Origin of the sequence: Mycobacterium sp. (assembly GCF_004298145.1) — a bacterium.
GTDB lineage: Bacteria > Actinomycetota > Actinomycetes > Mycobacteriales > Mycobacteriaceae > Mycobacterium.
In genome coordinates this window covers 41,967-64,008 of record NZ_SCRH01000003.1, presented here as the reverse complement: position 1 = coordinate 64,008, position 22,042 = coordinate 41,967, and the positions used below count along the sequence as shown (strand labels likewise).

Annotated in this window: 22 protein-coding genes; 8 read left to right on the top strand and 14 right to left on the bottom strand. The window is 65.3% G+C overall.

What is annotated here, in order from left to right:
• The first annotated feature begins 26 nt into the window (after positions 1 to 26).
• Positions 27 to 869: an SDR family oxidoreductase gene (locus tag EPN51_RS00870; RefSeq protein WP_293035019.1), complete on the top strand. Its 843-nt coding sequence runs from the start codon at positions 27 to 29 to the stop codon at positions 867 to 869.
• On the opposite strand, the gene EPN51_RS00865 is transcribed toward EPN51_RS00870, so the two are convergent.
• Both EPN51_RS00865 and EPN51_RS00860 read right to left on the bottom strand, forming a co-directional pair.
• On the bottom strand, positions 870 to 2,075 hold the full coding sequence (locus EPN51_RS00865; protein ID WP_293035017.1) for a cytochrome P450: 1,206 nt from the start codon (positions 2,073 to 2,075) through the stop codon (positions 870 to 872).
• The gene (locus tag EPN51_RS00860) at positions 2,072 to 3,568 is read right to left on the bottom strand and encodes a coniferyl aldehyde dehydrogenase (RefSeq protein WP_293035015.1); all 1,497 of its coding nucleotides are present in this window, start codon (positions 3,566 to 3,568) and stop codon (positions 2,072 to 2,074) included. The genes EPN51_RS00865 and EPN51_RS00860 overlap by 4 nt, the downstream gene beginning before the upstream one ends.
• Positions 3,569 to 3,658: 90 nt before the next feature.
• Here EPN51_RS00860 and EPN51_RS00855 point away from each other — a divergent pair, with 90 nt between their 5' ends.
• Genes EPN51_RS00855 through EPN51_RS00845 form a run of 3 tightly spaced genes read left to right on the top strand, consistent with a single transcriptional unit; the run spans position 3,659 to position 7,258 of the window.
• Complete coding sequence (locus tag EPN51_RS00855) at positions 3,659 to 4,867, top strand: cytochrome P450 (protein WP_293035013.1); 1,209 nt, start codon at positions 3,659 to 3,661, stop codon at positions 4,865 to 4,867.
• 22 nt (positions 4,868 to 4,889) lie between these two features.
• Positions 4,890 to 6,104, top strand: a complete 1,215-nt coding sequence (locus EPN51_RS00850) for a CoA transferase (protein ID WP_293035065.1) — start codon at positions 4,890 to 4,892, stop codon at positions 6,102 to 6,104.
• A complete protein-coding gene (locus EPN51_RS00845) occupies positions 6,101 to 7,258 on the top strand; it encodes a thiolase family protein (protein WP_293035011.1) in 1,158 nt (385 codons plus the stop codon). Before EPN51_RS00850 ends, EPN51_RS00845 begins: the two co-directional genes overlap by 4 nt.
• Positions 7,259 to 7,437: 179 nt before the next feature.
• On the opposite strand, the gene trxA is transcribed toward EPN51_RS00845, so the two are convergent.
• Together trxA and EPN51_RS00835 are read right to left on the bottom strand one after the other, a co-directional pair.
• Positions 7,438 to 7,812, bottom strand: a complete 375-nt coding sequence (gene trxA, locus EPN51_RS00840; protein WP_293035009.1) for a thioredoxin — start codon at positions 7,810 to 7,812, stop codon at positions 7,438 to 7,440.
• A gap of 104 nt (positions 7,813 to 7,916) precedes the next feature.
• On the bottom strand, positions 7,917 to 8,297 hold the full coding sequence (locus EPN51_RS00835; RefSeq protein WP_293035007.1) for a carboxymuconolactone decarboxylase family protein: 381 nt from the start codon (positions 8,295 to 8,297) through the stop codon (positions 7,917 to 7,919).
• 196 nt (positions 8,298 to 8,493) lie between these two features.
• Here EPN51_RS00835 and EPN51_RS00830 point away from each other — a divergent pair, with 196 nt between their 5' ends.
• Both EPN51_RS00830 and EPN51_RS00825 read left to right on the top strand, forming a co-directional pair.
• Entirely contained in the window at positions 8,494 to 9,951 is a 1,458-nt protein-coding gene (locus EPN51_RS00830; RefSeq protein ID WP_293035005.1) for an FAD/NAD(P)-binding oxidoreductase, read from the top strand.
• Positions 9,952 to 9,962: 11 nt separating this feature from the next.
• Positions 9,963 to 10,136: a hypothetical protein gene (locus EPN51_RS00825; protein ID WP_293035003.1), complete on the top strand. Its 174-nt coding sequence runs from the start codon at positions 9,963 to 9,965 to the stop codon at positions 10,134 to 10,136.
• Positions 10,137 to 10,182: 46 nt separating this feature from the next.
• Here EPN51_RS00825 and EPN51_RS00820 read toward each other — a convergent pair whose 3' ends face one another.
• The 6 genes from EPN51_RS00820 to EPN51_RS00795 are packed head-to-tail and all read right to left on the bottom strand — an operon-like array spanning position 10,183 to position 16,964.
• Positions 10,183 to 11,382 (bottom strand): acyl-CoA dehydrogenase family protein, encoded by a 1,200-nt coding sequence (locus EPN51_RS00820; protein ID WP_293035001.1) that lies wholly within the window; start codon positions 11,380 to 11,382, stop codon positions 10,183 to 10,185.
• Positions 11,382 to 12,428 (bottom strand): acyl-CoA dehydrogenase family protein, encoded by a 1,047-nt coding sequence (locus tag EPN51_RS00815; RefSeq protein WP_293034999.1) that lies wholly within the window; start codon positions 12,426 to 12,428, stop codon positions 11,382 to 11,384. The genes EPN51_RS00820 and EPN51_RS00815 overlap by 1 nt, the downstream gene beginning before the upstream one ends.
• Positions 12,429 to 12,430: 2 nt before the next feature.
• Positions 12,431 to 13,261 carry an amidohydrolase family protein gene (locus EPN51_RS00810; RefSeq protein WP_293034997.1) on the bottom strand — a complete coding sequence of 277 codons (831 nt, stop codon included), beginning with the start codon at positions 13,259 to 13,261 and terminating at the stop codon, positions 12,431 to 12,433.
• A complete protein-coding gene (locus tag EPN51_RS00805; protein WP_293034995.1) occupies positions 13,258 to 14,895 on the bottom strand; it encodes an acyl-CoA synthetase in 1,638 nt (545 codons plus the stop codon). Before EPN51_RS00805 ends, EPN51_RS00810 begins: the two co-directional genes overlap by 4 nt.
• A 22-nt stretch (positions 14,896 to 14,917) precedes the next feature.
• Entirely contained in the window at positions 14,918 to 16,120 is a 1,203-nt protein-coding gene (locus EPN51_RS00800; protein WP_293034993.1) for an amidohydrolase family protein, read from the bottom strand.
• 19 nt (positions 16,121 to 16,139) lie between these two features.
• Positions 16,140 to 16,964, bottom strand: a complete 825-nt coding sequence (locus EPN51_RS00795) for an enoyl-CoA hydratase (RefSeq protein WP_293034991.1) — start codon at positions 16,962 to 16,964, stop codon at positions 16,140 to 16,142.
• A 262-nt stretch (positions 16,965 to 17,226) separates the two neighbouring features.
• Here EPN51_RS00795 and EPN51_RS00790 point away from each other — a divergent pair, with 262 nt between their 5' ends.
• On the top strand, positions 17,227 to 17,466 hold the full coding sequence (locus EPN51_RS00790) for a CsbD family protein (RefSeq protein ID WP_293034989.1): 240 nt from the start codon (positions 17,227 to 17,229) through the stop codon (positions 17,464 to 17,466).
• An 82-nt stretch (positions 17,467 to 17,548) separates the two neighbouring features.
• Here EPN51_RS00790 and EPN51_RS00785 read toward each other — a convergent pair whose 3' ends face one another.
• The gene (locus tag EPN51_RS00785) at positions 17,549 to 18,565 is read right to left on the bottom strand and encodes a dihydrodipicolinate synthase family protein (protein WP_293034987.1); all 1,017 of its coding nucleotides are present in this window, start codon (positions 18,563 to 18,565) and stop codon (positions 17,549 to 17,551) included.
• A gap of 44 nt (positions 18,566 to 18,609) precedes the next feature.
• Positions 18,610 to 19,407, bottom strand: coding sequence for an SDR family oxidoreductase (locus EPN51_RS00780; protein WP_293034985.1), 798 nt, complete (start codon positions 19,405 to 19,407; stop codon positions 18,610 to 18,612).
• 191 nt (positions 19,408 to 19,598) lie between these two features.
• Between EPN51_RS00780 and EPN51_RS00775 the strand changes: the two genes are divergently transcribed.
• Positions 19,599 to 20,399, top strand: coding sequence for a TetR family transcriptional regulator (locus tag EPN51_RS00775; protein ID WP_293034983.1), 801 nt, complete (start codon positions 19,599 to 19,601; stop codon positions 20,397 to 20,399).
• Positions 20,400 to 20,418: 19 nt separating this feature from the next.
• On the opposite strand, the gene EPN51_RS00770 is transcribed toward EPN51_RS00775, so the two are convergent.
• A complete protein-coding gene (locus EPN51_RS00770; RefSeq protein ID WP_293034981.1) occupies positions 20,419 to 21,327 on the bottom strand; it encodes an enoyl-CoA hydratase/isomerase family protein in 909 nt (302 codons plus the stop codon).
• Positions 21,324 to 22,019 (bottom strand): hypothetical protein, encoded by a 696-nt coding sequence (locus tag EPN51_RS00765; protein ID WP_293034979.1) that lies wholly within the window; start codon positions 22,017 to 22,019, stop codon positions 21,324 to 21,326. The genes EPN51_RS00770 and EPN51_RS00765 overlap by 4 nt, the downstream gene beginning before the upstream one ends.
• Positions 22,020 to 22,042: the final 23 nt, after the last annotated feature.

Genomic DNA, 22,042 nt, shown 5'->3' with positions numbered 1-22,042 from the left:
AAAGCGATTGTGGAAGCGGGGAATTCATGAAATACCAGGAGCGCATCGCCGTCGTCACCGGTGCCGGCTCCGGTATCGGCCGCGCGTTGACGCGGGCGCTCACCGCGGACGGGGCGCACGTCGCGGCGTCCGACATCGACGAAAAGGGCCTGGCCGAGACCCGGGCGGCGTGCCCGCCCGGCCAGGTCACAGGGTACCGGGTCGACGTGGCGGACCGGGAAGCGGTGTTGGGCTTCGCCGAGGACGTGCGCCGGCAGCTCGGGCCCGCCTCAATGTTGTTCAACAACGCCGGAGTTGACCTGTTCGCGAGCGTGGCCGACATGTCGTGGACCGACTTCGATTGGCTCATCGGCATCAACGTCGGCGGCGTCGTCAATGGGACCAAGGCGTTCCTGCCGCAGCTGATCGAGTCCGGCACTTCGGAGCGCCCCGCGCGGTTGGTCAACCTGTCCAGCGCCTTCGGACTGATCGCGGTGCCCTATCAGGGCGCCTACAGCACGGCGAAGTTTGCGGTGCGCGGTTTCACGGAGGCGCTTCGCCAGGAGATGATCATCGAACGCCATCCGGTGACGGTGCACTGCGTGCACCCCGGGGTGGTCCGAACCAACTTCGGGACCAACATGCGCGCCGCCGATACCGAGGATCCCGAGATGGCGGCGAAACTCTTCGCCCGCGCGGCGCTCACCTCTCCCGAGAAGGCGGCGCGCCTCATTCTCCGGGGGGCCGAGAAGAACCGGGCCAGAATCCTCATCGGACCCGATGGACGCGCGATGGCGGCGATGCCCCGGCTGCTGGGCGCGCACTACGCTGCTCTGCAGGCCTATGCCGCGAGAGTGACGAACTCCCGCTCGGGGCGCACCGGCCGCTGATTACGGCAGCACCCGCACGGGGACGTTGTTCCAACCGGCGACGTTTTGCATGTTGACGCGACGGCAGCCGGCCCAGTCCACCTCGTAGCGCGGCATGTGATCGAGCAACTTCTGCAGTGCGACAGCGCTTTCCATGCGCGCCAGTGCCGCCCCGAGGCAACTGTGGATCCCGTAGCCGAATCCGAGGTTCTGCGCCTCGGCGCGGTCACGGTCGATGTCGAAGACTTCTGGCTTCGTCCACGCGTCGGGATCACGGTTGGCCGAGCCCAGTAGGAGGAACACCGGTTTGCCGGCCGGGATGGTGACGCCGTGCAGGGTGACGTCTTCGCGCGAGCAGCGCACGTTGTACTGATTCGGGGATTCGTAGCGCAGCACCTCTTCGACCGCCGCGGGGATCCTGCTGCGGTCGTCGAGCAACTTCTGCCATTGCTCGGGATGGCGGGCACACAACACCACCGCGTTGGCCACCAGCTTGGTCACCGTCTCGGCGCCCGCCCCACCCAACAACACGGCGAACTGGGCGATTTCGATGTTGTCCAACGCGGTCAGCTCACCGTTCTCGCGTTCCACCCGGGCCGCCACCAAGGCACTGATCATGTCGTTACGCGGATCGGCCCTGCGCTTCGTCACCAGCTGGTAGTAGGCGATCGCCATTTGCGTGGCGGCCTGGAAGCCCGCCTCTGACATCTCGACCTCGCCCGGCTCGCGGTGCAGGAATTCGTCGAGCCACAGCCGGATCTGCTGACGATCCTCCTGCGGTACCCCGAGCATCGTCGTGATGACTTCGACGGGGAACAACGCCGAGAAGTCCTGAACGACATCGAATCCCGCGGGGTCGGTGGCGCCGAGATGGCGGTCGACCAGGCCGGTCACCAGCGGGCGCATCGCTTCGATCGCGCGCGGGGTGAACACCTTGTTGACCAGTCCGCGCATGTGCCGATGCTCGGGCGGGTCCATCATGATGATCGACTTGTGCCCCATGGGTTCCTCAGAGCGCACCGCCGCGAGGTCCACTCCGCGCGCCGACGAGTACGTCTCGAAGTTCTTGTACGCCGCGGCGACGTCCACGTGCCGGCTCAGCGCGTAAAAGTCGTACCGTTCGCTGTAATAGACCGGGGCTTCCTCACGCATCCGGCGATACGTCTCGTACGGCCCGTTGAAGAAGTCCTCCGAGAACGGATCGAATTCCAGTTCGGCGACCGTCATTTCGCAGCCTCCTTCAGCCGGCGGTGCGTACGGACACGCGCGATCCGCAGGGCGGTATTGGCGTAGAACCGCAACGAACGGCCGAACGGCGGCGCCGCGGTCCCGGTGATACTGAACGGCAGGTCGTTGCCGACCACGGTGCGGTAATGACTGAACGTATCGAACCCGGCCTTGCCGTGATAGGCGCCCATCCCGCTGCGACCCACTCCCCCGAACGGAGCTCCGGACGGAATCATCTGCGCCGCAAAATCATTGCGCGCGACGCCGCCGCTGCGGGTACTGCGGACAAAGGTGCGGAAATCGTCGTCGTCGGGGCCGTACCAGTAGGCCACCAGCGGCGCCGGCCGCCGGTTGATGTAGTCGATCGCCTCGTTCAGACGGGAGTACCCCAGGACGGCCAGCACGGGGCCGAAGACCTCCTCGTCGGCGATCCGCATCCGGTCGTCGACGTCACGGACAATGGTGGGTGCGATCTTGCGGCTGGCACGGTCGGGCAATGACTCCCCGTTCGGGGCAATCGTTTCCACGCGAGCACCGTGCGCCCGCGCATCGTCGATGAGCCGCACCACCCGGTCGAAATTGGCCTGGTTGACGCTGGAGCAGTAGTCGGCGTTGGTAATGACCGTCGGGAACATGCCGCGCAAGGTTTCGCGCGCGGTGTCGACGAAGGCGTCGAGGTGGTCGTCGGGCACCAGGACGTAATCGGGGCAGACGCACACCTGACCGCCGTTGACCATGCGCCCCCGGGTGATGCGGGATGCCGACCGCGCGATGTCGGCGCCCGGCGCGACGACCGCCGGGTTCTTGCCGCCGAGTTCCAGGGTCACCGGAACGAGGTTCTGGGCGGCCGCGCGTTGCACCAGCGCACCCACCGACGGTGAGCCGGTGAAGAACAGACGATCGAACGGCAGCTCCGAGAAGGCGGCCGCGACGTCGGCGCCGCCGGTGACCACATCGAGCTCGGTCGCGTCGAAGTACCTGGGTGCGATCGCCGCCATCAGATCCGCGGTGTGCGCGGTGACCTCCGACATCTTGATCATCACCCGGTTGCCGGCCGCAAAAGCCGCCGATGCGGGCAGCACCACAAGGTTGACCGGGAAGTTCCACGGCCCGATCACACCGACGACGCCGAGCGGGGTGGGCTGGACTTCGGCCCGCAGGCCGCACAGCCGTGCGGCGGGCATCAGCTTGGTCGGGCGCATCCATTGCGCCACATGGGATCTGGTGTGCTCGACCACCGAGGTGATCCCGATGATCTCGGTGAACAGAGAGGCCGCCTTGGACCTGGTGCCGTAGTCGGCGGCCATGGCGTCGATGAACGCATCACTGTTGTCCAGCAGCAACGCCATCAGGCGATCGATGCGGTTGCGCCGGACTGCGACGGGGGGCGGACCCTCGGCCGAAAAGGATCGCCGCTGCCGGTCCAGCATCGCCTGCAAATCGGCCCGCTGCTGCCCGGCCGGACCGCCAACCTGTCGGTCAACTGAACCCATGGCTGCACAGCTTACGGCAGCCGTGGCCGAGTCGATATAGTCTACTGTAATCTTTACAGTACGACCGTGTACCCGACCGGGAGAGCAGCCGTGGAAAGTCAGCTTGAGGATGCCGGCACCGACGACAAGCCCGTCGACTTCCTGCGTGACCCGTACCCCTTTTTCGCGCAGAAGCGCAACGAGGGCGGGGTTTTTCGGGGCACGGTGATGGACTATTCCAAAACCCCCGAGTCGCTGCGACCCAAGCGCTCTTTCGCGGCGGTGTCGTTCGACGCGGTGAACACGGTGTTTCGCGACGGCCGGGTGTTCAGTTCGGCGATGTACGACACCACCATCGGGCTGTTCATGGGGCCGACCATCCTGGCCATGGAGGGCAAGAAGCATCGCGACCACCGCAATCTGGTGTCCGCGGCGTTCAAGTCCAAGGCCCTGGCCCGCTGGGAGCCCACCGTCGTGCGGCCGATCTGCAACGCCCTCATCGATGAGTTCATCGACGCCGGCCGGGCCGATCTGGTGCGCCAGTTCACGTTCGAATTTCCCACCCGGGTCATCGCCACATTGCTGGGTCTGCCGGCAGACGACCTGCCCATGTTCCACCGGCGCGCGGTGGAGCTGATCAGTTACGCGGTCCGCTACGAACGCGCCTTCGAAGCGTCGGCGGCGTTGAAGGACTATTTCCTCGAGCAGATCGAAGCGCGCAAGGCCAAGCCGACCGAGGACATCATCGGTGACCTGGTCACCGCGGAGATCGACGGCGAAAAGCTCAGCGACGAAGCCATCTACTCGTTCCTGCGGCTGCTGCTGCCCGCCGGGCTGGAAACCACCTACCGGTCATCGGGCAACCTGCTGTTCCTGTTGCTCACCCACCCCGGACAGCTCGCCGCGCTGCAGGCCGATCACGCGTTGATCGCGCCGGCGATCGAGGAGGGTCTGCGCGTTGAGACGCCCTTGACCACCGTGCAGCGGTTCACCTCCGAGGACACCGAATTGGAGGGCATCAAGATCCCGGCGCGTTCGGTGGTCGACGTGTGCATCGGCTCGGCAAACCGCGACGGACACCGCTGGGAGCGCCCGGAAGAATTCGATATCTTCCGTGCGCACGTGCCGCACATCTCGTTTGCCGCCGGCGAGCACACCTGCCTGGGTCTGCACCTCGCGCGCATGGAGACCCGGGTCGCCCTCGAATGTCTGTTGGATCGGGTGACCGACATCAACCTGCTCACCGATGGCGACCCGCATATCCACGGTCAGCCGTTCCGTTCACCGACCGCGCTTCCGGTTACGTTCGACGCGAAGTAGGGTCCCGGGAATGGTGAAGGTAATGCAGGGCTTTCGGGTCCTCGAGGTTGCGCAGTTCACGTTCGTCCCCGCCGCCGGTGCGATCCTCGCCGACTGGGGCGCCGACGTCATCAAGGTCGAGCACCCGGCGCGCGGGGACACCCAGCGTGGCTTTCTCAATATGGGGGGCATCCAGGTTGACCCGGAGCGGCATCCGCTGATGGAACATCCCAACCGGGGCAAGCGCAGCGTCGGGATCGACGTCTCCACGCCGGGCGGTCAGGAAGTGATCTACGAATTAGCCAAGACCGCGGATGTGTTCCTGACCAACTACATGCCCGCGCAGCGGCAGAAGCACAAGTTCGACGTGGAGCACATTCGCGCCGTGAACCCGAACATCGTGTATGCCCGCGGCAGCGCCTACGGCGACAAGGGGGCCGAGCGTGACATCGGCGGCTATGATGGCACGGCGTTCTGGACGCGCAGCGGCGTGGGGTACGCGCTGACGCCCGAGGAATTGGGCGGCGCACTGGGACAGGGCATTCCCGCGTTCGGCGACTCCATCGGCGGCATGTTCATTGCCGGCGGCATCTCGGCCGCGCTGCTGCATCGCGAGCGCACCGGCGAAGCGGTCGAGCTCGACGTGTCGCTGCTGAGCACGGCTTGGTGGGCGGCGGGCGCGAGCGTGACGCAGGGCATGGAGACCGGCGAAGTCATGCGCACGCCCATGCCGGGTTCGGGCGCACCGTCGGTGAATCCCTTCATGGGCAACTACGAAACCTCCGACGGCGGCACCATCAACCTGTGCATCATCAGCCCGACCGGGTTGATCCGCGACACGTTCGAGCACCTCGGCATCCCCGAAGCGGCCGACGACCCTCGCTTCGCCGACGTCCTCCCGTTGATCCAGAACGCCGACGCGGCCGCCGAGCTGATCTCAAAGGCCTTCGCCGGCAAGTCCTTTGACTACTGGCGCCAGCACCTCAAGACGATGAAGGGCCAGTGGGCGCCGTTCCAGAGCCTCATCGACCTGGTCGCCGACGAGCAGGCGCTTGCCAACGACATGATCAGCGAGGTCGAGCTCGCCGGCGGCGGCGCACCGTTCAAGGTCGTCCGCGGGCCGGTGCAGTTCAACCACGAACCGCTCGTCACCACCCGGGCCCCGCAGGCGTCCGAGCACACCGAAATCGTCCTGATGGAGCTCGGGATGGACTGGGACCGCATCGCCGAACTGAAAGAGTCAGGAGCCATCGCTTGACCACCAGCAACAGTGACGTCGCGATCATCGGCGTGGGTCTGCACCCATTCGGTCGTTTCGAGGGCAAGTCCGCTATGGAGATGGGCGTCGACGCCATCCGGCTCGCCGTCGACGACGCGGGTATCGAGTGGAAGGACATTCAAGCCGCTACCGGGGGCAGCTGGACGGTCGCCAATCCCGACGCGATCGTCGCCATGGTCGGGCTCTCGGGCATCCCCTTCACCAACGTGTTCAACGCCTGCGCGACCGCGGCCAGCGCCGCCAAGTCCTGCGCCGACGGAATCCGGCTGGGCGACTACGACATCGGGATCGCCATCGGCCTGGACAAGCATCCGCGCGGCGCCTTCACCGAGGACCCGGCTTTGGTGGGGATGCCGCGCTGGTACGCCGAGAACGGGCAGTACCTCACCACCCAATTCTTCGGCATGAAAGCCAACCGCTACCTGCACCAACATGGCATCTCCCAGCAGAGCCTCGCCAAGGTGGCCGCCAAGAACTTCCGCAACGGCGCGCGGAATCCGAACGCGTTCCGGCGCAAGCCGATTCCGGAAGACGAGATCCTCAACTCGACGATGCTGAACTACCCGCTCACCCAGTACATGTTCTGCGCGCCCGACGAGGGTGCGGCGGCCGTGGTCATGTGTCGCGCCGACATCGCGCACCGCTACGCCGCCAAGCCGATCTTCCTGCGTGCGGTCGAGGTGCGCACCCGCCGTTACGGGGCCTACGAGGTGAACACCACCTTCGCCCCGGTCGACGAGGATGTGGCGCCGACCGTGTATGCGGCCAAAGCCGCGTTCGAAAAGGCCGGTGTGGCACCGGAAGACGTCGACGTCATTCAGCTGCAGGACACCGACGCCGGCGCGGAGATCATCCACATGGCCGAATGCGGCTTCTGCGCCGACGGCGAGCAGGAGAAGCTGCTGGCCGGCGGTGCCACCGAGATCCGCGGTTCGATGCCGATCAACACCGACGGCGGGCTGATCGCCAACGGCGAACCGATCGGGGCGTCCGGCCTGCGCCAGATTCATGAACTGGTGCGCCAACTTCGCGGCGAGGCAGGCGATCGCCAAGTACCGGGTGAGCCGCGGGTCGGGTTCGCTCAGCTCTATGGCGCGCCGGGCACCGCCGCGGCGACCATCCTGACGACCTGACCAGGGGTGCGCTATCTGGCGGTGCTATGGCTGCAGGTGCATCGTTGGTCAGCGGGCACGCGTTTCATCACGCTCTCGGCATGCTGGCCGCAACCCGCCCAGGTGATGTTGCCGCAGCGGCGGCAGCGTATGGGGTAGCACATGGTGGCTCACTACTCTTCAGGAAAGCGGCTGGACCACTATGCCTTCACGGCAGCTTTGCGCTCAGCGATCTGAGCGCGCGCCCGCTCCATGTCAAGACCCTTGATCTTGTCGATCAAGTTGTCCAGCACCACCGCTGACATTGCTCCCGGCTGGCTGTAAACGAGGATGCCCTCCCGGAACGCCATGATGGTCGGCACGGAGCGGATGCCTACGGTCGCCGCCAATTCGCGCTCGGTATCGGTGTCCACCTTGGCGTGGACGACGTCCGGGTGATTTTCCGCGGACCGTTCGAAGACCGGGGCGAATGCCCGGCATGGTCCGCACCACGGGGCCCAGAAGTCAACGAGCACGACGGGGCTCGCAAGTATCGTCGACTCGAAATCGGCGCCGGTCAGTGTTTTGACGGTCATGGTTGTTCCTTTCGGGTTGTGAAGGTTACGACGGGATCTGGGCCGAAGAGGCCCAGCGACCCCGACACGCGGGCTGACTAACTGCCCCGCGCGACCGGGCGTACTCATTGGGGCGATCCCGGGACGGTATCCGAGGTCTTGTCGGCGAATTCGCAGAAAGCGGTGTAGGCACGGGCACCGTAAATCGTGGCCGGCCCACCATGCATGAGGATGCTGACGCCGATCGCCTCGGCGGCCTCCTCCTTGGATGCGCCGGCGCGCGCCGCCCCCTGGGCGTGGGAGGCAATACAGCCGTCACATCCGGCTACGACGCCGATCGCCATCGCGATCAGCTCTTTGAACTTTTTGTCCAAGGCGCCCGAGGTCAGTGCGCCATTGCTCATCTCGGCAAAACCCCGGTACACGTCCGGGATCATCTTGCGCAGGGCGCGGTGCTGTGGGTTGAGGTCGTCCAGCACCTGCTGGTAGTGGTTGTGTTCCGTCATGACTGTTACAATACCTATACGGGTAGGGGTATTCCTGCTGGTGCATCTGAATCGTCTTTTGGTGCACATATACCTCCGCCAATAGAGTCCATCGGCCCTAGAGATGCGTGGTCGCGGGAGCGCAATCTGACCTCGGAGTGCCCGGCGTTTCACACGCGGAGCAACCCGAGGCGCCAATTTCGACAGAGGAGCAGCAATGGCACGAGTCGTGATCCTCGGCGCTGGTATCGCCGGGCATACCGCCGCTCTGCACCTGCGCCGATGGCTAGGTCGCAGTCACGAGGTCGTCGTGATATCCCCCAACGCCGACTGGAACTGGATCCCGTCGAACATCTGGGTCGGCGTGGGCCGGATGGATGCAGCCAAGGTGCTTATTCCGCTCAGGCCGATCTACCGGCGCAAGGGCATTGCGTTTCATCAAGCGCTTGCCACGGCAATCCATCCGGAGGGCACTGAAGACGAGTCGGCACCATCGGTGGACTTCACCTACACCGATGAGAAGCACGACGGCCAGACCGGCACCATGACATACGACTACCTCATCAACGCGACCGGACCGCGACTGAACTTCGCGGCTACTCCGGGGCTCGGGCCTGCCGGCCACTCATACTCGGTGTGCACCGCGGCCCACGCCGTCGAAGCGGCGCAAGCGCTCGACCAGGTCATCGCCAGAATGAAGGCCGGCGAGAAGCAGCGCCTCGTCATTGGCGTCGGACACGGCACCTGCACATGCGAGGGCGCGGCGTTCGAGTACGCCTTCAACGTTGAGCACACCCTGCGAGCCGCCGGCGTGCGACACCTCGCCGAAATCGTCTACCTCACAAACGAGTACGAACTGGGCGACTTCGGCGTCGGTGGCATGAGCTTTGTCGAGAAGGGCTTCATGCAGTCCAGCCGGCTGTGGACCGAGTCGCTGTTCCGCGAGCGCGGTGTCAGGGCCATCACCCAAGCGGCCGTCCATGAGGTGATGGACGGCAAGCTGCGCTACGAACAACTCGACGGCAAAGAGCACGAATTAGATTTCGACTTCGCCATGCTGCTACCCCCTTTCAGGGGAGCCGACCTCGCGGCATACGACAAGCGCGGCAACGACATCAGCTCCGTTCTGTTCGCACCGTCAGGTTTCCTGAAGGTCGACGCAGACTACTCGGGCAAGCCGTATGACGAGTGGTCCGCCGAGGATTGGCCGTACACCTACGAGTCGCCGGCCTACCCGAACATCTTCGCGCCCGGCATCGCGTTCGCGCCCCCGCATCCCATCTCTCGGCCGCGCTCGAGTGCCAACGGAACGGTCATCACCCCCAGTCCGCCGCGCACCGGTATGCCGTCGGGCATCATGGCCAAGACGGTTGCCGAGACCATCCACGATCGAATCACCAAGGGAACAACCAGTGTTGCGCACCGCGCCTCGATGTCGAGCATGGGCGCCGCGTGCGTTGCGTCGGCAGGCACCGGCTTGCGCGAGGGCTCGGCGGCCGCGATGACAATGTTTCCCGTTGTCCCCGACCCGGTGAAGTATCCCCAAACGGGTCGTGACATCGCTGGCACCTCCGGTGAGCTCGGCCTGGCTGGCCACTGGATCAAGCTGCTGTTGCATCACCTCTTCATCTACAAGGCGAAAGCCCGCCCATTCTGGTGGCTGATCCCTGAGTGAAAGGCACTCCGATGGACGACGAAACCAATTATTCGGACGTGAATGCGCTGACGGCCGAGCGCATTGGCGACGCACCGCTGCCCACCCCTGCGACGCTGCGGATGCGTCAGAACATCATCGTCCAGTTCGGGCGTTTCATCAGTATCAACCTCAAGATGCTGCGGATCATCTACGGGCACGGCTGACGGGCCGCTCGGGTTCGGGCCGCACCCACCGGGGGCAGTGGCAGGTTCAGGAAACCTTCTGGACCGGCGGCGCGTAAGCCGCCTTACCCAGGCCCAGCATGTACTGCGCGATCATGTTGCGGAACACCTCGAGGGTGCCACCGTAAATCCCGACCAGCGGCGCGAACCGGAATACATACTCCGACGCGCCGTCGTCGGCCGCCCCGTCGGTGCCGATCGGCAACGTGGACGCCGTGCCGAGGATGTCCATCAGCTCCGGAGCGATGTCGCGCATCGTCTGCGCGAGGGCGACGCGCCCGAAGATGCTGGGCGCACTCAGCGACGCTTCCATCCGCGCGGCGCTGCGCCCCAATCGGTACGCCACCGCCGCATCGTCAATGAGCCTGCGCCCGCCTTCGTCCCGCTCTGCCACCCTGCCCGCGGCCTTGTCCAGGGCGTCGGCCATGAAACCGGCCTGGTGCATCATGATCGACACGTCCTGCAGCCCGTCCGGGGCGGCCGCCACCGCGCCGTGTTCGACGTTGAGCGGCTCGCGCAGCACCGTCCAGCCGGCGTTCACCTCGCCCAGCCGGTACTTGTCGTCGACACGCACGTCGCTGTAGTAGACGATGTTGGTGCGGTCACCGTCGACCGTGCGGATGCCCTGGATTTCGATGCCCGGGGAATCCAGCGGGACCAGGAACATGGTCAGGCTCTTGTGCTTCGGGGCATTCGGATCGGTGTTGGTGATCAGGAACACGTACCGGCAGTTGTGCGCTCCGGTGGTGAACATCTTGGAGCCATTGATAATCCAGCTCGACCCATCCGCCTCCCGCACCGCCCGCGTCTTGCAGGTGGCGATGTCGGATCCGCCCTCGGGTTCGGTGTAGCCCAGACACAGCCGAACGTGTCCGCTGAAGACGCCCGGCAGCACTTCATCCCGCAATTCGCTCGACCCGAACCTCGCGACCGAACGGGCCACCATGGCGGTAGTGCCCCAGGTCACCCAGGGCACGTGCGCGCGCCGCTTCTCCAGCTCCCAGATGCGGCGATGCACCCGGCTGAAGCCGCCGTCGGCCTCCGGCTTCCATTCCCGTTCCAGGTAGCCGGCGGCACCCAGCGCCAGGTGCACCCCTTCGTTGAAATTGTCGCCCGTTTCGCGGTCCCGGCGCTTGACGTCGTCGGTCACATGGGTGCGCAGGAAATCGCGTGCTTCGTCCAGGAAACGCTGATCGTCGTCGGACAGCGTGACACGTGAGAAATCCACTATGCGCCCCTTCCGCTTTCGCGTGCGGCGACGAGTTCGCCGATGTACTTCGCGCTGGCGCCGGGGTCCCCACCGGCCAGGGCCCAGCCGCGGGCACGCACCAGGTACGCCGTCGCGGCCGCCTCCGCCGAAACACCAAGACCGCCTTGCACGTGCACCGCCATGGTCGCGGCCTTCGCCGCTTCTTCCGCCATGAACACGAACGCCGAGGGGGCCAACTCGGGGCGCTCGTCGGGCTCGTTGTCCAAGAACCAGGCCGCGCGCCGCGCCAGATTGCGACCACCCTGCACGGTGATCGCGATGTTGGCCAGTGGATGCGAGATGCCCTGCAGCGTCGAAATCGGCACGCCCAGCGTGTAGCGGGTCTTGGCGAATTCGGCGGCGATCGTCATGGTCTCCTCCACCAAGCCCACCAACGCCGCGGCGGACAGCACCCGCCACTCGTCCAGCGCGCGTTGATATTCCGCTGAGGCGTCGGGTCCGCTGGCCAGCACGGTGCGCGTGTCGGCGCTCGCCGGATCCACCCAGGCCATCGGCAGGCGGCCGATGTTGTCCACCTTCGTCGGGCGGGTGCCGAAGGTCAGCGCGACCACTTCCGCGCCGTCGCGCACGATGATCTGATCGGCGATCGATCCGGTGGGCAGCAGCCGCGCCCCGGAGGCGCTGTCGTGCCGCGGATCGAATGCGGCGAGTCGCTTGCCCTGCACGACATCGGGTTCCACCACGCCGAGTCGAGCCAGCAGACGCGCCGCGCAGACCTGGTCGATCCACGGCACCGGCGCCAGTGACCGGCCGATCTCCTCGGCCACCAACGTCAGGTCGACGAGCGTCGCACCGTCGCCGCCCGCTGATTGCGGCAGCGCCATGGTCGTTGCGCCCATGGCGCACAACCGCTCCCACAGGTTCTTGTCAAAGCCGGTTTCCTCCGCGGCGCGCACGGTCTCGATCGGGCAATGCGTCTTGAAGAAATCGCGATACGCGGCCTGCAACGCCTCGTGATCCGAGGTCAGGCTGTAGTCGAGCCTGCGTAGTTCGTAGCGGTCCATTCTCAGCGTTCCTCCTGGCCACCGAAGAAGAATTCTTGCGCATTGTTGTAGAGATAGTTTTCGAGCACGTCGGCGGGCAGATCCAGCGCAGCCGCCTCGGGCACGACGCGCTGCATTCTCAGTACCGGCCAGTCGGAAGCGAAGATCACCTTGCCCTGTCCACGGGTCCGCATGTAGTGCAGCAGGCTCTCCGGCAACCGCTTGGGCGACCACGCCGACGTCATCAGGCGCAGGTTGGCGTATTTGATCAACAGCCTGATCGCGATGTCCCACCAGGGATCCGCGCCGTGGATCATGCACAGTTTCAGCTCCGGGAATCGCACGCAGACCCGGTCGAGGTGGATCGGATTCTGCACTTCCCCAGGGATGGGCGGCCCGGGAATACCGGTGTTGATACACAACGGAAGCTCGAGCTCGGCGCATTTGGTGTAGAGCGGGTAATAGACGGCGTCGCTGGGCGGATACTGGCCGTCGCCCCAAAAGCTCGGCCCCACAGCCGCATACGCAACGGGCACGTCGTTGACGATGGCAGAAAGTTCCCGCAGGGAGGGCATCGGTCGCAGTAGGTTCACCCCGCCCATCGCCAGGGCGAACCGCTCGGGCCTCTCCTCGACGAATTTTCGCGCGGTCACCGACGGCTTGGCGAGGTTGTCCATCAGGATGGCTTTGCGCACACCCTGGGCGTCCATTTCGTCGAGCAGCGCGGACAACTCGACGGGCTCGAACATGGACTGGGGGCCCTTGAAGTAGTCGTCACGCACCTTGAGCATCCAGGTCGGTTGCTTCTCGGTCTCGCCGAAGTGCACATTGACCAGGCAATCGATTGCTTTCATGTGGACATCGGCGCCTTTGCTGTTGCTGGTGTCGAAGCGTGCCGTTTCGCCCAACGGTAATCGGCCTTTCCGTTGCCCAAGCGCTGGACGTGATCGACGAAGAGGAACTCCTTGGGCGTCTTGAACCGCGCCAATTGCGTGGTGCAGTGCGTGTGCAGTTCACCACCCGTCGCGGTGGCTTCCGCACGGAGTTCGACGAGGGCGACGATTTCTTCTCCCCAGCGCTCGCTGGGGCGCCCGACCACCAGCGCGTCGGCGATCGCCGGGTGGGCGCGCAGCACCTCTTCGACTTCCTCGACGAAGACTTTCTCCCCGCCGGTATTGACCACCAGCGAGTCACGGCCGAACAGCCGCAATGTGCCGTCGGGCTCCAACCCGGCGCGGTCGCCCGATATCACCACCCGCTTGCCGTCGATCTCGGGAAAGGTCTTGCGGGTGGCGTCGGGATCGTTGAAGTACCCCAACGGGATTCGCCCTTCCCTGGCGACCCAGCCCACCTCGGGCTCGCCCGGGGAGAGGAAGTGGCTGTAGTCCTCGGAGAGAATCAGCCCGCCTTCCCGCAGCGTGAACGTGTCGGATTGCGTATCGCGCCGGCTGTGGCCGAATCCCATGTTTCCGGTCTCCGATGAGCCGTAACCGTTGATCACCGTGACCTGGGGGATCAACTCCACAAGGGCGCGTTGGTATTTCGGGTTCGTTGCGGCGCCCCCGGTGCCTATGGCGTACAGCGACGACAGATCGTAGGAACCGCGGCGCAGTTCGGCCACCAGCGGCGCGGCGTAGGCGTCGCCGACCATCGTCATCAAGCCCACCTTCTCGCGCTGCGCCGTTTCCAACACCGATCGCGGGTCGAGTTTTTTGCCGGTGTCGTACATCACCACGGGCGTCCCGGCCATGATCGCCGAGAACGCGGTCCACATGCCGGCCGCGTGCATCAGCGGCGACACCGCGAACCACGGTGCCCCGGCCGCTCCGCGCACCTTGTCGTGGATCTCGGCAGCGCAGGCATGGTCTGCCCCCACCATCGACGACACATAGATGTCGGACTGCCGCCAGAGCACACCCTTGGGCCGGCCGGTGGTGCCGCCGGTGCAGATCATCAGCAGGTCATCCGGCGACGGGATCACGTGCTGGTCGGTATCACCCTGCGCCAGAGCATCTTCCAGCGTCACCGCACCCGGTAGTTGCGGGGCATCACTGCCGTCGTCGACCGCGATCAACAAATCGGTGCCGTCACGGTTGAGGACGTCGGCGAACCTTGCGCCCAGCGCGCGGTGGTAGATGATCGCCCGAGGCCTGACGTAATCGAGAAGTTCGCCGACCTCGCGCGGCGTGTAGTAATAGTTGATGTTCACCGGGACGGTCCGGGCCTTGAGGCACCCGATGACCATGTCGGGGTACAGATCGTTGTGCATCACCAGCGCAACCCGGTCCTGCCCGCATTCCCAGTTCCGCAGGGCCGCCCGCTCCCGGTGGGCGCCGAATCCCTTGCTCGCCAGGAAGTTCGCCAGCCGCCGGGTGCGGTCCGCCGACTCGGCGAAGGTGCTGCGGCGCTCGCCGCACACCGTCATCGTCCGATCGCCGACGACGCCGGCGATTTCGTCAAGAACCGCCCCGATGGTCCATTCACTCACGGAAGTAACCGGGCCCCGATCATCAAACGGCCGAGCCGACTTGGACGCCAAGAAGGTCTAGGGCGTTGTCTCGCATGATCTTTCGAATATCGGATTCACTAAATCCCTGCAGCTCCTCGGTGAACGACACCGGTGTCTCGAGGCCTTCCCCGTGCGGCCAGTCGGAGCCGAACAGGATCTTGTCGACGCCGATGACGTCGGCCAGCTCCGGTAAATCGTCCTCGTAGTAGGGGGCGATCCACACATTGTTGCGCAGCTGCTCCACCGGGTCTTCGGGAAAATGCTGGGGCTGGGTGTTGGCCGCCTTCTTCAGGCGCTTGACCAGCCGATGCACGAAGTACGAACCGTTTTCGATGCTGACCGCCTTGAGATTCGGATGACGGGTGAACACGCCGTGCACGATCATCGAGGCCATCGTGTCGTGAATGGCCCGGTCGTCGAGGAGCACCTGATCCAGAGGATCCTTCGCGCCGAAGCCCTCGAAGGTCGACTTGCCGCCCCACAGCGCGGCGATCGCCAGATAGCCGCTGTCGGACAGGTGGAATCCCACCGGAACCCCCGCCTCGGCCAGCCGGGCCCACACCGGGTCGTGGCTGGGGTCACCCAGCGACCGGGGCTTGACCAGCCCGGGCACCGGCGCCGGCCGCACCAGCACCAGCTTGGCGCCGCGCGCCAGCACGAACTCGACCTCCTCGACGGCTTTGACCGGATCGGCCAGCGAGATGATCGGGGCGGAGATGATCCGGTGATCGGGACGGTCGAAACCCCAGTCCTCGTCGAGCCACAGGTTGAAGGCGTGCACCGACGCCATCATCGCCTCGATGTCGTGCTTGAGCGCCTCCTCGACCCCGCACGCGAACGTCGGCAGCATGAACACCGTCTCGATGTCCTGGGTATCCATCACCGTGATACGGGCGTCGCGGTTCTGGTACTCGGGGTGCTCGGCCAGTCGCTCGACCTTCATCAGCGACGCCGGGTCGACGCCTTCCGGGATCTCGCCGCGGAACAACAGGTCAAGGCAACCCGGCACGATGATCGGATCGAAGGTGACATTCGGTATGAAGTGGTTGATGCGGTCGCCCATCAAGGCCCAGCTGCGTTTGCCGTCGCTGACTATCTGCACGCCGCGGCGTTTGAACTGCTTATCCAGGTGGCGGGTGAACGAGTCGACCGGCTCGTAGTAGTGGTTGTCGACGTCGATCGCTCGATAGTTCAGCGTGGTCATGATGATCCTTTCCGGCTGGTTAGGGGGCCAGTGGCGGGAACCGCGGTGGCCGCTTCTCCAGGAAGCTCGTGATGCCTTCGACAACGTCGGGCCGCAGCAGCGACTCGTGCATGAGTGTTTCGGCGCGGGCGCTGACATCGGCGACATCGCGCAACGCGTCGCCGTAGGCCTGGCGCTTGATCACCGCGAGGGACGCGGGTGAACAGTTGCGGGCGATGTCTTCCGCGTACGCCATGGCGCGGGGCATCAACTCGTCGGGTGTGACAGTTTCCTTGACCAGCCCGAGTTGCGCGGCCTCCTCGGCGAAGAACGTGCGCCCGCTCAACAGCAAGTCCATCGCCGCGCCCCAACCGGCGAGCCGCGGCAAGATCCAGGAGATCCCGTACTCGGCGATTAATCCGCGGCGGGTGAACGCGGTGGCGAATTTGGCTCCGGCGGCAGCGAACCGGACGTCACACATCAGGGCGTGCGTCAGGCCGATGCCGACACAGGCGCCGTTAACGGCGGCGATCATCGGCTTGCGCAGTTGGGTGAGGAAGTGCGGGTGGCGGTCGCCGACCAACTTGGTGACGTCGGTGTCGCCGTCGCCCAGCTTTTCGTCGATGGACCCCGCGCCACCCAGATCCGCGCCGGCGCAGAATCCCCTGCCGGCCCCGGTCAACACGATCACCCGGACCGCGGGGTCGGCTTCGGCGCGGTCGATGCTCGCGTAGAAACCCCTCGAGATGTCGGGGCCCCAGGCGTTGAGCCGCTCGGGCCGGTTGAGGGTCACGACCGCAACACCGGTTTCAGCGGTCTCATAGAGCACCGCCTCATCGGTGACCACACGGTCGGCGGCGCTCATCAGACCGTCCCCTCATAGCTGATCAACTGGCGAGTTTGTACCCATACTGTATACCTATCGGTACTGCATTCCACAACCGCGGCCACGCGCCCGTGAACCGCAACTAAACTGCGATTTTCGGTCGTCGGCCCGCCGCTGCGATCGCCCCCGGATCGACGGTCGGCGACTGTTGTGGTGATGGACATGTCGGCGCCATGTTTGCATCGACCGGGTGATCGGGAATGCGTACAAGAGCCAATGATCACGTGGGGAAGGAGACGCAATGGTTGACACCAAGAGCGGCCCGGTCGAGTTCGTTCGGGGCATCGTGGAAGAGGTTCTCGGCAAGACCAAGCAGGTCGTCGGCATCATCATCGGCCACAACGCCCTGATCGAAGAGGGCAAGGCTCAGCAGGACAAGGCGGACGCGCAGCGCAGCGCTGGGAAGAAGGAAGTCGCCGCCGAGAAGGCCCGTGGCAAGGCCAAGACGTACGAGGAACGTGAGCGGGCCGAGCAGCAGTAGACGGCCGGCTGAGGAAGCGGGCCCGGTTACCCACCGGGTCCGCTTCGCTTGGGTGATCCCTTCTACTGCAACGTAATCCGTCCTACCGCAGCACGGTTTCGATCAAACCCAGGCGCCGGTAGGCGTTCTCGATCTGGGCCCTCGCGTCGGCGGGCAGTTCGGCTTGCGGGGGGCGGGAATGCGGACACGCACCGATCGGCAGGCCCAGTAGCGACGCGGCGTATTTGAATGCGCCGCCCCAGTGGGTGAAGTAGTCCGCTCGCCCCGGGTAGCACGTCCACCACGATCCGATGTCGAGGTCGAACTGATCCAGCCCCGATTCGCGGCCGTAGTCCATGGCTTCGACGAGCTTGTCGCTGAGCATCAAATCCCAGTATTCGGAGAACAATCTGCGCTCGGGCGTCTCGAACAGATAGCCCGCGGTACCCAGTTGCGCCGGGCACACGATCCCGTCGCGCAGCCATCCGGCCCGGTACACCGTCTTATCGCACTCCCACACCGCAAGACCGGGCGCCAGCTCATGCAGCATGCGGCTGCTCGCCGGGCGGAAGGCGCCCTCCTTGGTGGCGCACACCGCGGGCACCTCGTCATAGATCCGTGCGCTCTCGGCGGGGGTCAACACGTATCCCGATGACGGCGAATTGAACATGCCCAAAGCGATATTCGTGCGCGCCGCCACGTAGTGGAAAAAGCGCAGCACGCCTTCACCGCCGTGGGCCTCCATCATCGGCGTCTGGATGTAAACGATGTCAGCGCCCGCCCCCTGGGCGTGCAGCGTCAAATCCAAACAGTCCTTCGCCGACATGGCCGCCGTGCATGCCTGCACAACCACACCGGGGTTGATGGCGCGCGCCTCCTCGACCGCCACCTCCAGCAGGCGTTTCCGCTCGTCGAGGGTCAGCGACCAGAACTCGGCGATGCCACTGGTGCACCACAACATTGGGTGCCCGAGGTCGCCGACGCAGTAGCGCACCAGCGCCCGGTAGGCATCCCAGTCGATGTCGTCTCCGTCGGTGCCGCAGAACGGGGTGTAGAGGGAGTCACCGATCCCCCGCAATGCGCCGGGCGCCCACGCACGCGCCTCTGCTGCCGTAGCCACAGTCGACTCCTTCTGTCTGCCAATCGATTTCTTTTTACCCGCGGTTAGGTGAAGTCCGAACCGCCGTCGACGTTGATGTTGGCTCCGGTCATGTAGGAGTTGCGCCGCGAGGCGAGGAACGCGGCGACCGGGCCGATTTCTTCCGGAAGGCCCGCCCGCGGCATGTGCGCAGGATGACCGAAATGCTTGCCAATGGCCTCCATCAGGGCATAGGGATCGTGGCCGTCGACGCCCACCGAATCCGCCCAGCCGACCAGTGATTCCGACGCGATGCTGCCCGGGGATACCACGTTGACCAAGATCTCGTCCTTGGCCAGCAGCAGGGACAGGTTCTTTGAAACGCTCGTCAGCATCGATTTCGCCGCCGTGTAGGCGGGCAGCATGACACTTTGTCGCTGAGTCGAGTGCGCCGAGAAGTTGACGATCCGCGCCCATTGCGCCTTGCGCAGCAACGGAAGCGCCGCACGCACACAGCGCACCATGCCCAGCACCCCGTCTTCGACGGATTGACGCCATTGGTCGTCGGTCAGATCCTCGAAGGTGCCGGCAGCGCCCGGCCCCACCGTAACCACCAGAGCGTTGAGCTCGCCGTCCCAGCGCTGGGAAAGCTCGCCGAACACCTCGCCGACCGCGGCGTCATCCCCGATGTCGGCTGCGAGTCCGAGAGCGTCCGGGCTACCACGTTGCGTGAGATCGGTCACCGCGGAGTCGAGCGCGTCGCGGCTACGGCCGACCACCGCGATACGGGCACCCTCATCGGCGAGGCAGCGCGCGGTGGCCAAGCCCATACCGCGACTACCGCCGACCACCACCGCGGTGGCATTCGCCAGCCCTAGATCCATTGCGTAATCCGTAGCCCTAACCTGGCCATTCTCGCCTGTCCAGTGGATTTACCAAAAAGCCTACGATAGGTATTACAGTAGCAGAGGGAAAATACGACACGTAAGCGTATACGCAGGTCAGAACAGAAGAGCCGGTAAGTTTGACTTTACCGGCAGCACCGCTGCCAGACCGCATGCACGAAACAGATTTGATGGAGGTGCCCGTAGTGGCAAAACAGGCAACCGCCGATAAGCGCCAACGACGCGAGCGCGGGTCCATCAATCCCGACGACATCATCAGCGGCGCATTCGAACTCGCGGAGCAGGTGTCGATCGACAACTTGAGCATGCCGCTGCTCGGCAAACATCTCGGCGTCGGTGTGACGAGCATCTACTGGTACTTCCGCAAGAAGGACGACCTGCTCAACGCGATGACTGACCGCGCCCTGGGCAAGTATGTGTTCGCCACTCCCTATGTCGAAGCCAGCGACTGGCGGGAGACCCTGCGCAACCACGCACGCCTGATGCGTAAGACGTTCATGGGTAACCCAATTCTGTGCGACCTGATTCTGATTCGGGCGGCCCTGTCGCCGAAAGCGGCGCGGATGGGCGCACAGGAGATGGAAAAAGCGGTTTCCAATCTGGTGGAGGCCGGGCTGTCGCCGGAGGACGCGTTCGACACCTATTCGGCGGTTTCGGTTCACGTCCGCGGATCAGTGGTGCTGCAACGGCTCTACGAGAAGAACCAATCGTCGGATATCGGGCCCCGCGCCATCGAGGACGCCGTTGCAATCGATCCCGAAAAGACCCCGCTCCTTGCCCAAGTGACCCGGATAGGACACCGGATCGGGGCCCCCGACGAAACCAACTTCGAGTACGGGCTCACCTGCATCCTCGATCACGCCAGCCGGCTGATCGACGAGAGCAACGGATCAAAAGGCAAGGCGGGGGCGAGCCGGCAGCGCACGACATCGACTGCGCGAGGGCGGTCCAAGGCCCCGGCGAATCGCTAGCCGTATCCGAAAACGCTTGTCACGACTCGGGTTCCGGCACGTGAAAGTGCTCGTCACGTAGCCGGAAGGCCTCCCTGGCGCCGTGCTGCGCGCGGGTTTTGACGAAATTGAACTCACCCGGCCCGAATTGCAGGTTGGTGCCGAAGGCGTGGAACAGATAGCTGGCGACCTCTTCACCCTGGTAGGCCTGGCTCTGCTCGACAAGCCGGAACGCCTCCTTGGCGATGACGACCCCGTCGGCCGGCATCTTCGCCGCCTTCTCGGCCCAGTAGCGCGCCCGGGCCGTCACCGAGCCGGGATCGCAGGTGTCCGTGAAGATTCCGAGGTGTTCGATCTCGCCCGCCTCGATGATGTCGCCCGTCAACAGCAGGCGCCGGGCCAGCACCGGCCCGAGCCGGTGAAAGAACATGTGCAAGCTGCCCAGGGCGGGGCCCAGGAAGCGGGTCGCCGGCATGCCGATCCGGGTGTCACGCGCGATGACCGAGATGTCGGTCATCAGTGCCATCTCGAAGCCGCCGCCGAGTGCGTAGCCGGCGATCTCCCCCACCGTCACCTTCGGGAAGCCCATGAAGTTGTGATAGAAGCCAAAAGATTTGCGGTCCACGGTAAGTCGCCGACGCTGACTCGGGCGACGTTTGGCGGCCCGCTCGTCCGCGACCCCCTGCTCCGGTGGCGCGGACGAGCCGTACCACCCGTAGGCATTGTTCATGTCGGCGCCGGTGGAAAAGACTCCCTCCGCTCCGCGCAGTAGCACCACCGTGAGGTCGTCGTCGTCGGCAACCCGATCCAGACAACGGGCGACGGCCTCGCGCATGGTGGCGTCGTAGGAGTTGCGTCGCTGGGGATTGTTCAGCGTGATGGTCGCGATGCGCCGCTCGAGATCGATGTCGAAAAGCACACGATCGTCAGAGGTGCTCGAAGCGCTCATTTATCGGACTCCTTTCGGCGCCTGCCGAACCGCGATCCGGCAAGCTTCTCCGGCCGTGACGCCAGCGTGTTGACCTCGCCCGTACACAGCACTTCGTCGTCGAGCAACAGTCGCGCGGTCGACGTGATGCCCCGTTCGCCCGCCGAGCGGGCGATGTCGAATCGCAGCTCCGTCAACACCGGTGTGGGCCTGCGGAAGGTCACGGCCAAGGATCGGGTTTTGCCGGAAAGGCCGGTGACGCAATTGTGGTGCTGGATGACGCAGTCGAAGAAGACGCCCAGGAATCCGCCGTGCACCAGTCCCGGCGGTCCTTCGTATATCAGCGGGAAATCGACGCGTCCCGAGGCGTTCTCGGAGTCGAGTCGGGTGAACCGGTACTCGGGAAAACACGGGTTGTAGGCGCCGATGTCGGTCGCGTGGCTGAGATAGACGCGCCGGGGATCGTCGGGCATCTCGCCGATGCGCGGGGCGCTGTCCGCCGGCGCGGCGGCGGACAGCTCGCTCTCCCACTCGGCGAACCTCTCCAGCATCGCGTCCACCGCGCGGTGCGGATGCTCGAGGGACACCAGCAGTGAGCTGAGCCGGCGCATGGCAGCGGCGGCGGCCACGGTCTGGGCCAGCGGCGCCTCGCCGAATCGGGCGTCGTCGCTGCGCGTCGACGCGGGGGCGGCGTGCCCCTCCTCGATCGCCATAGGCGCCGCTCCTCCTCATCGCT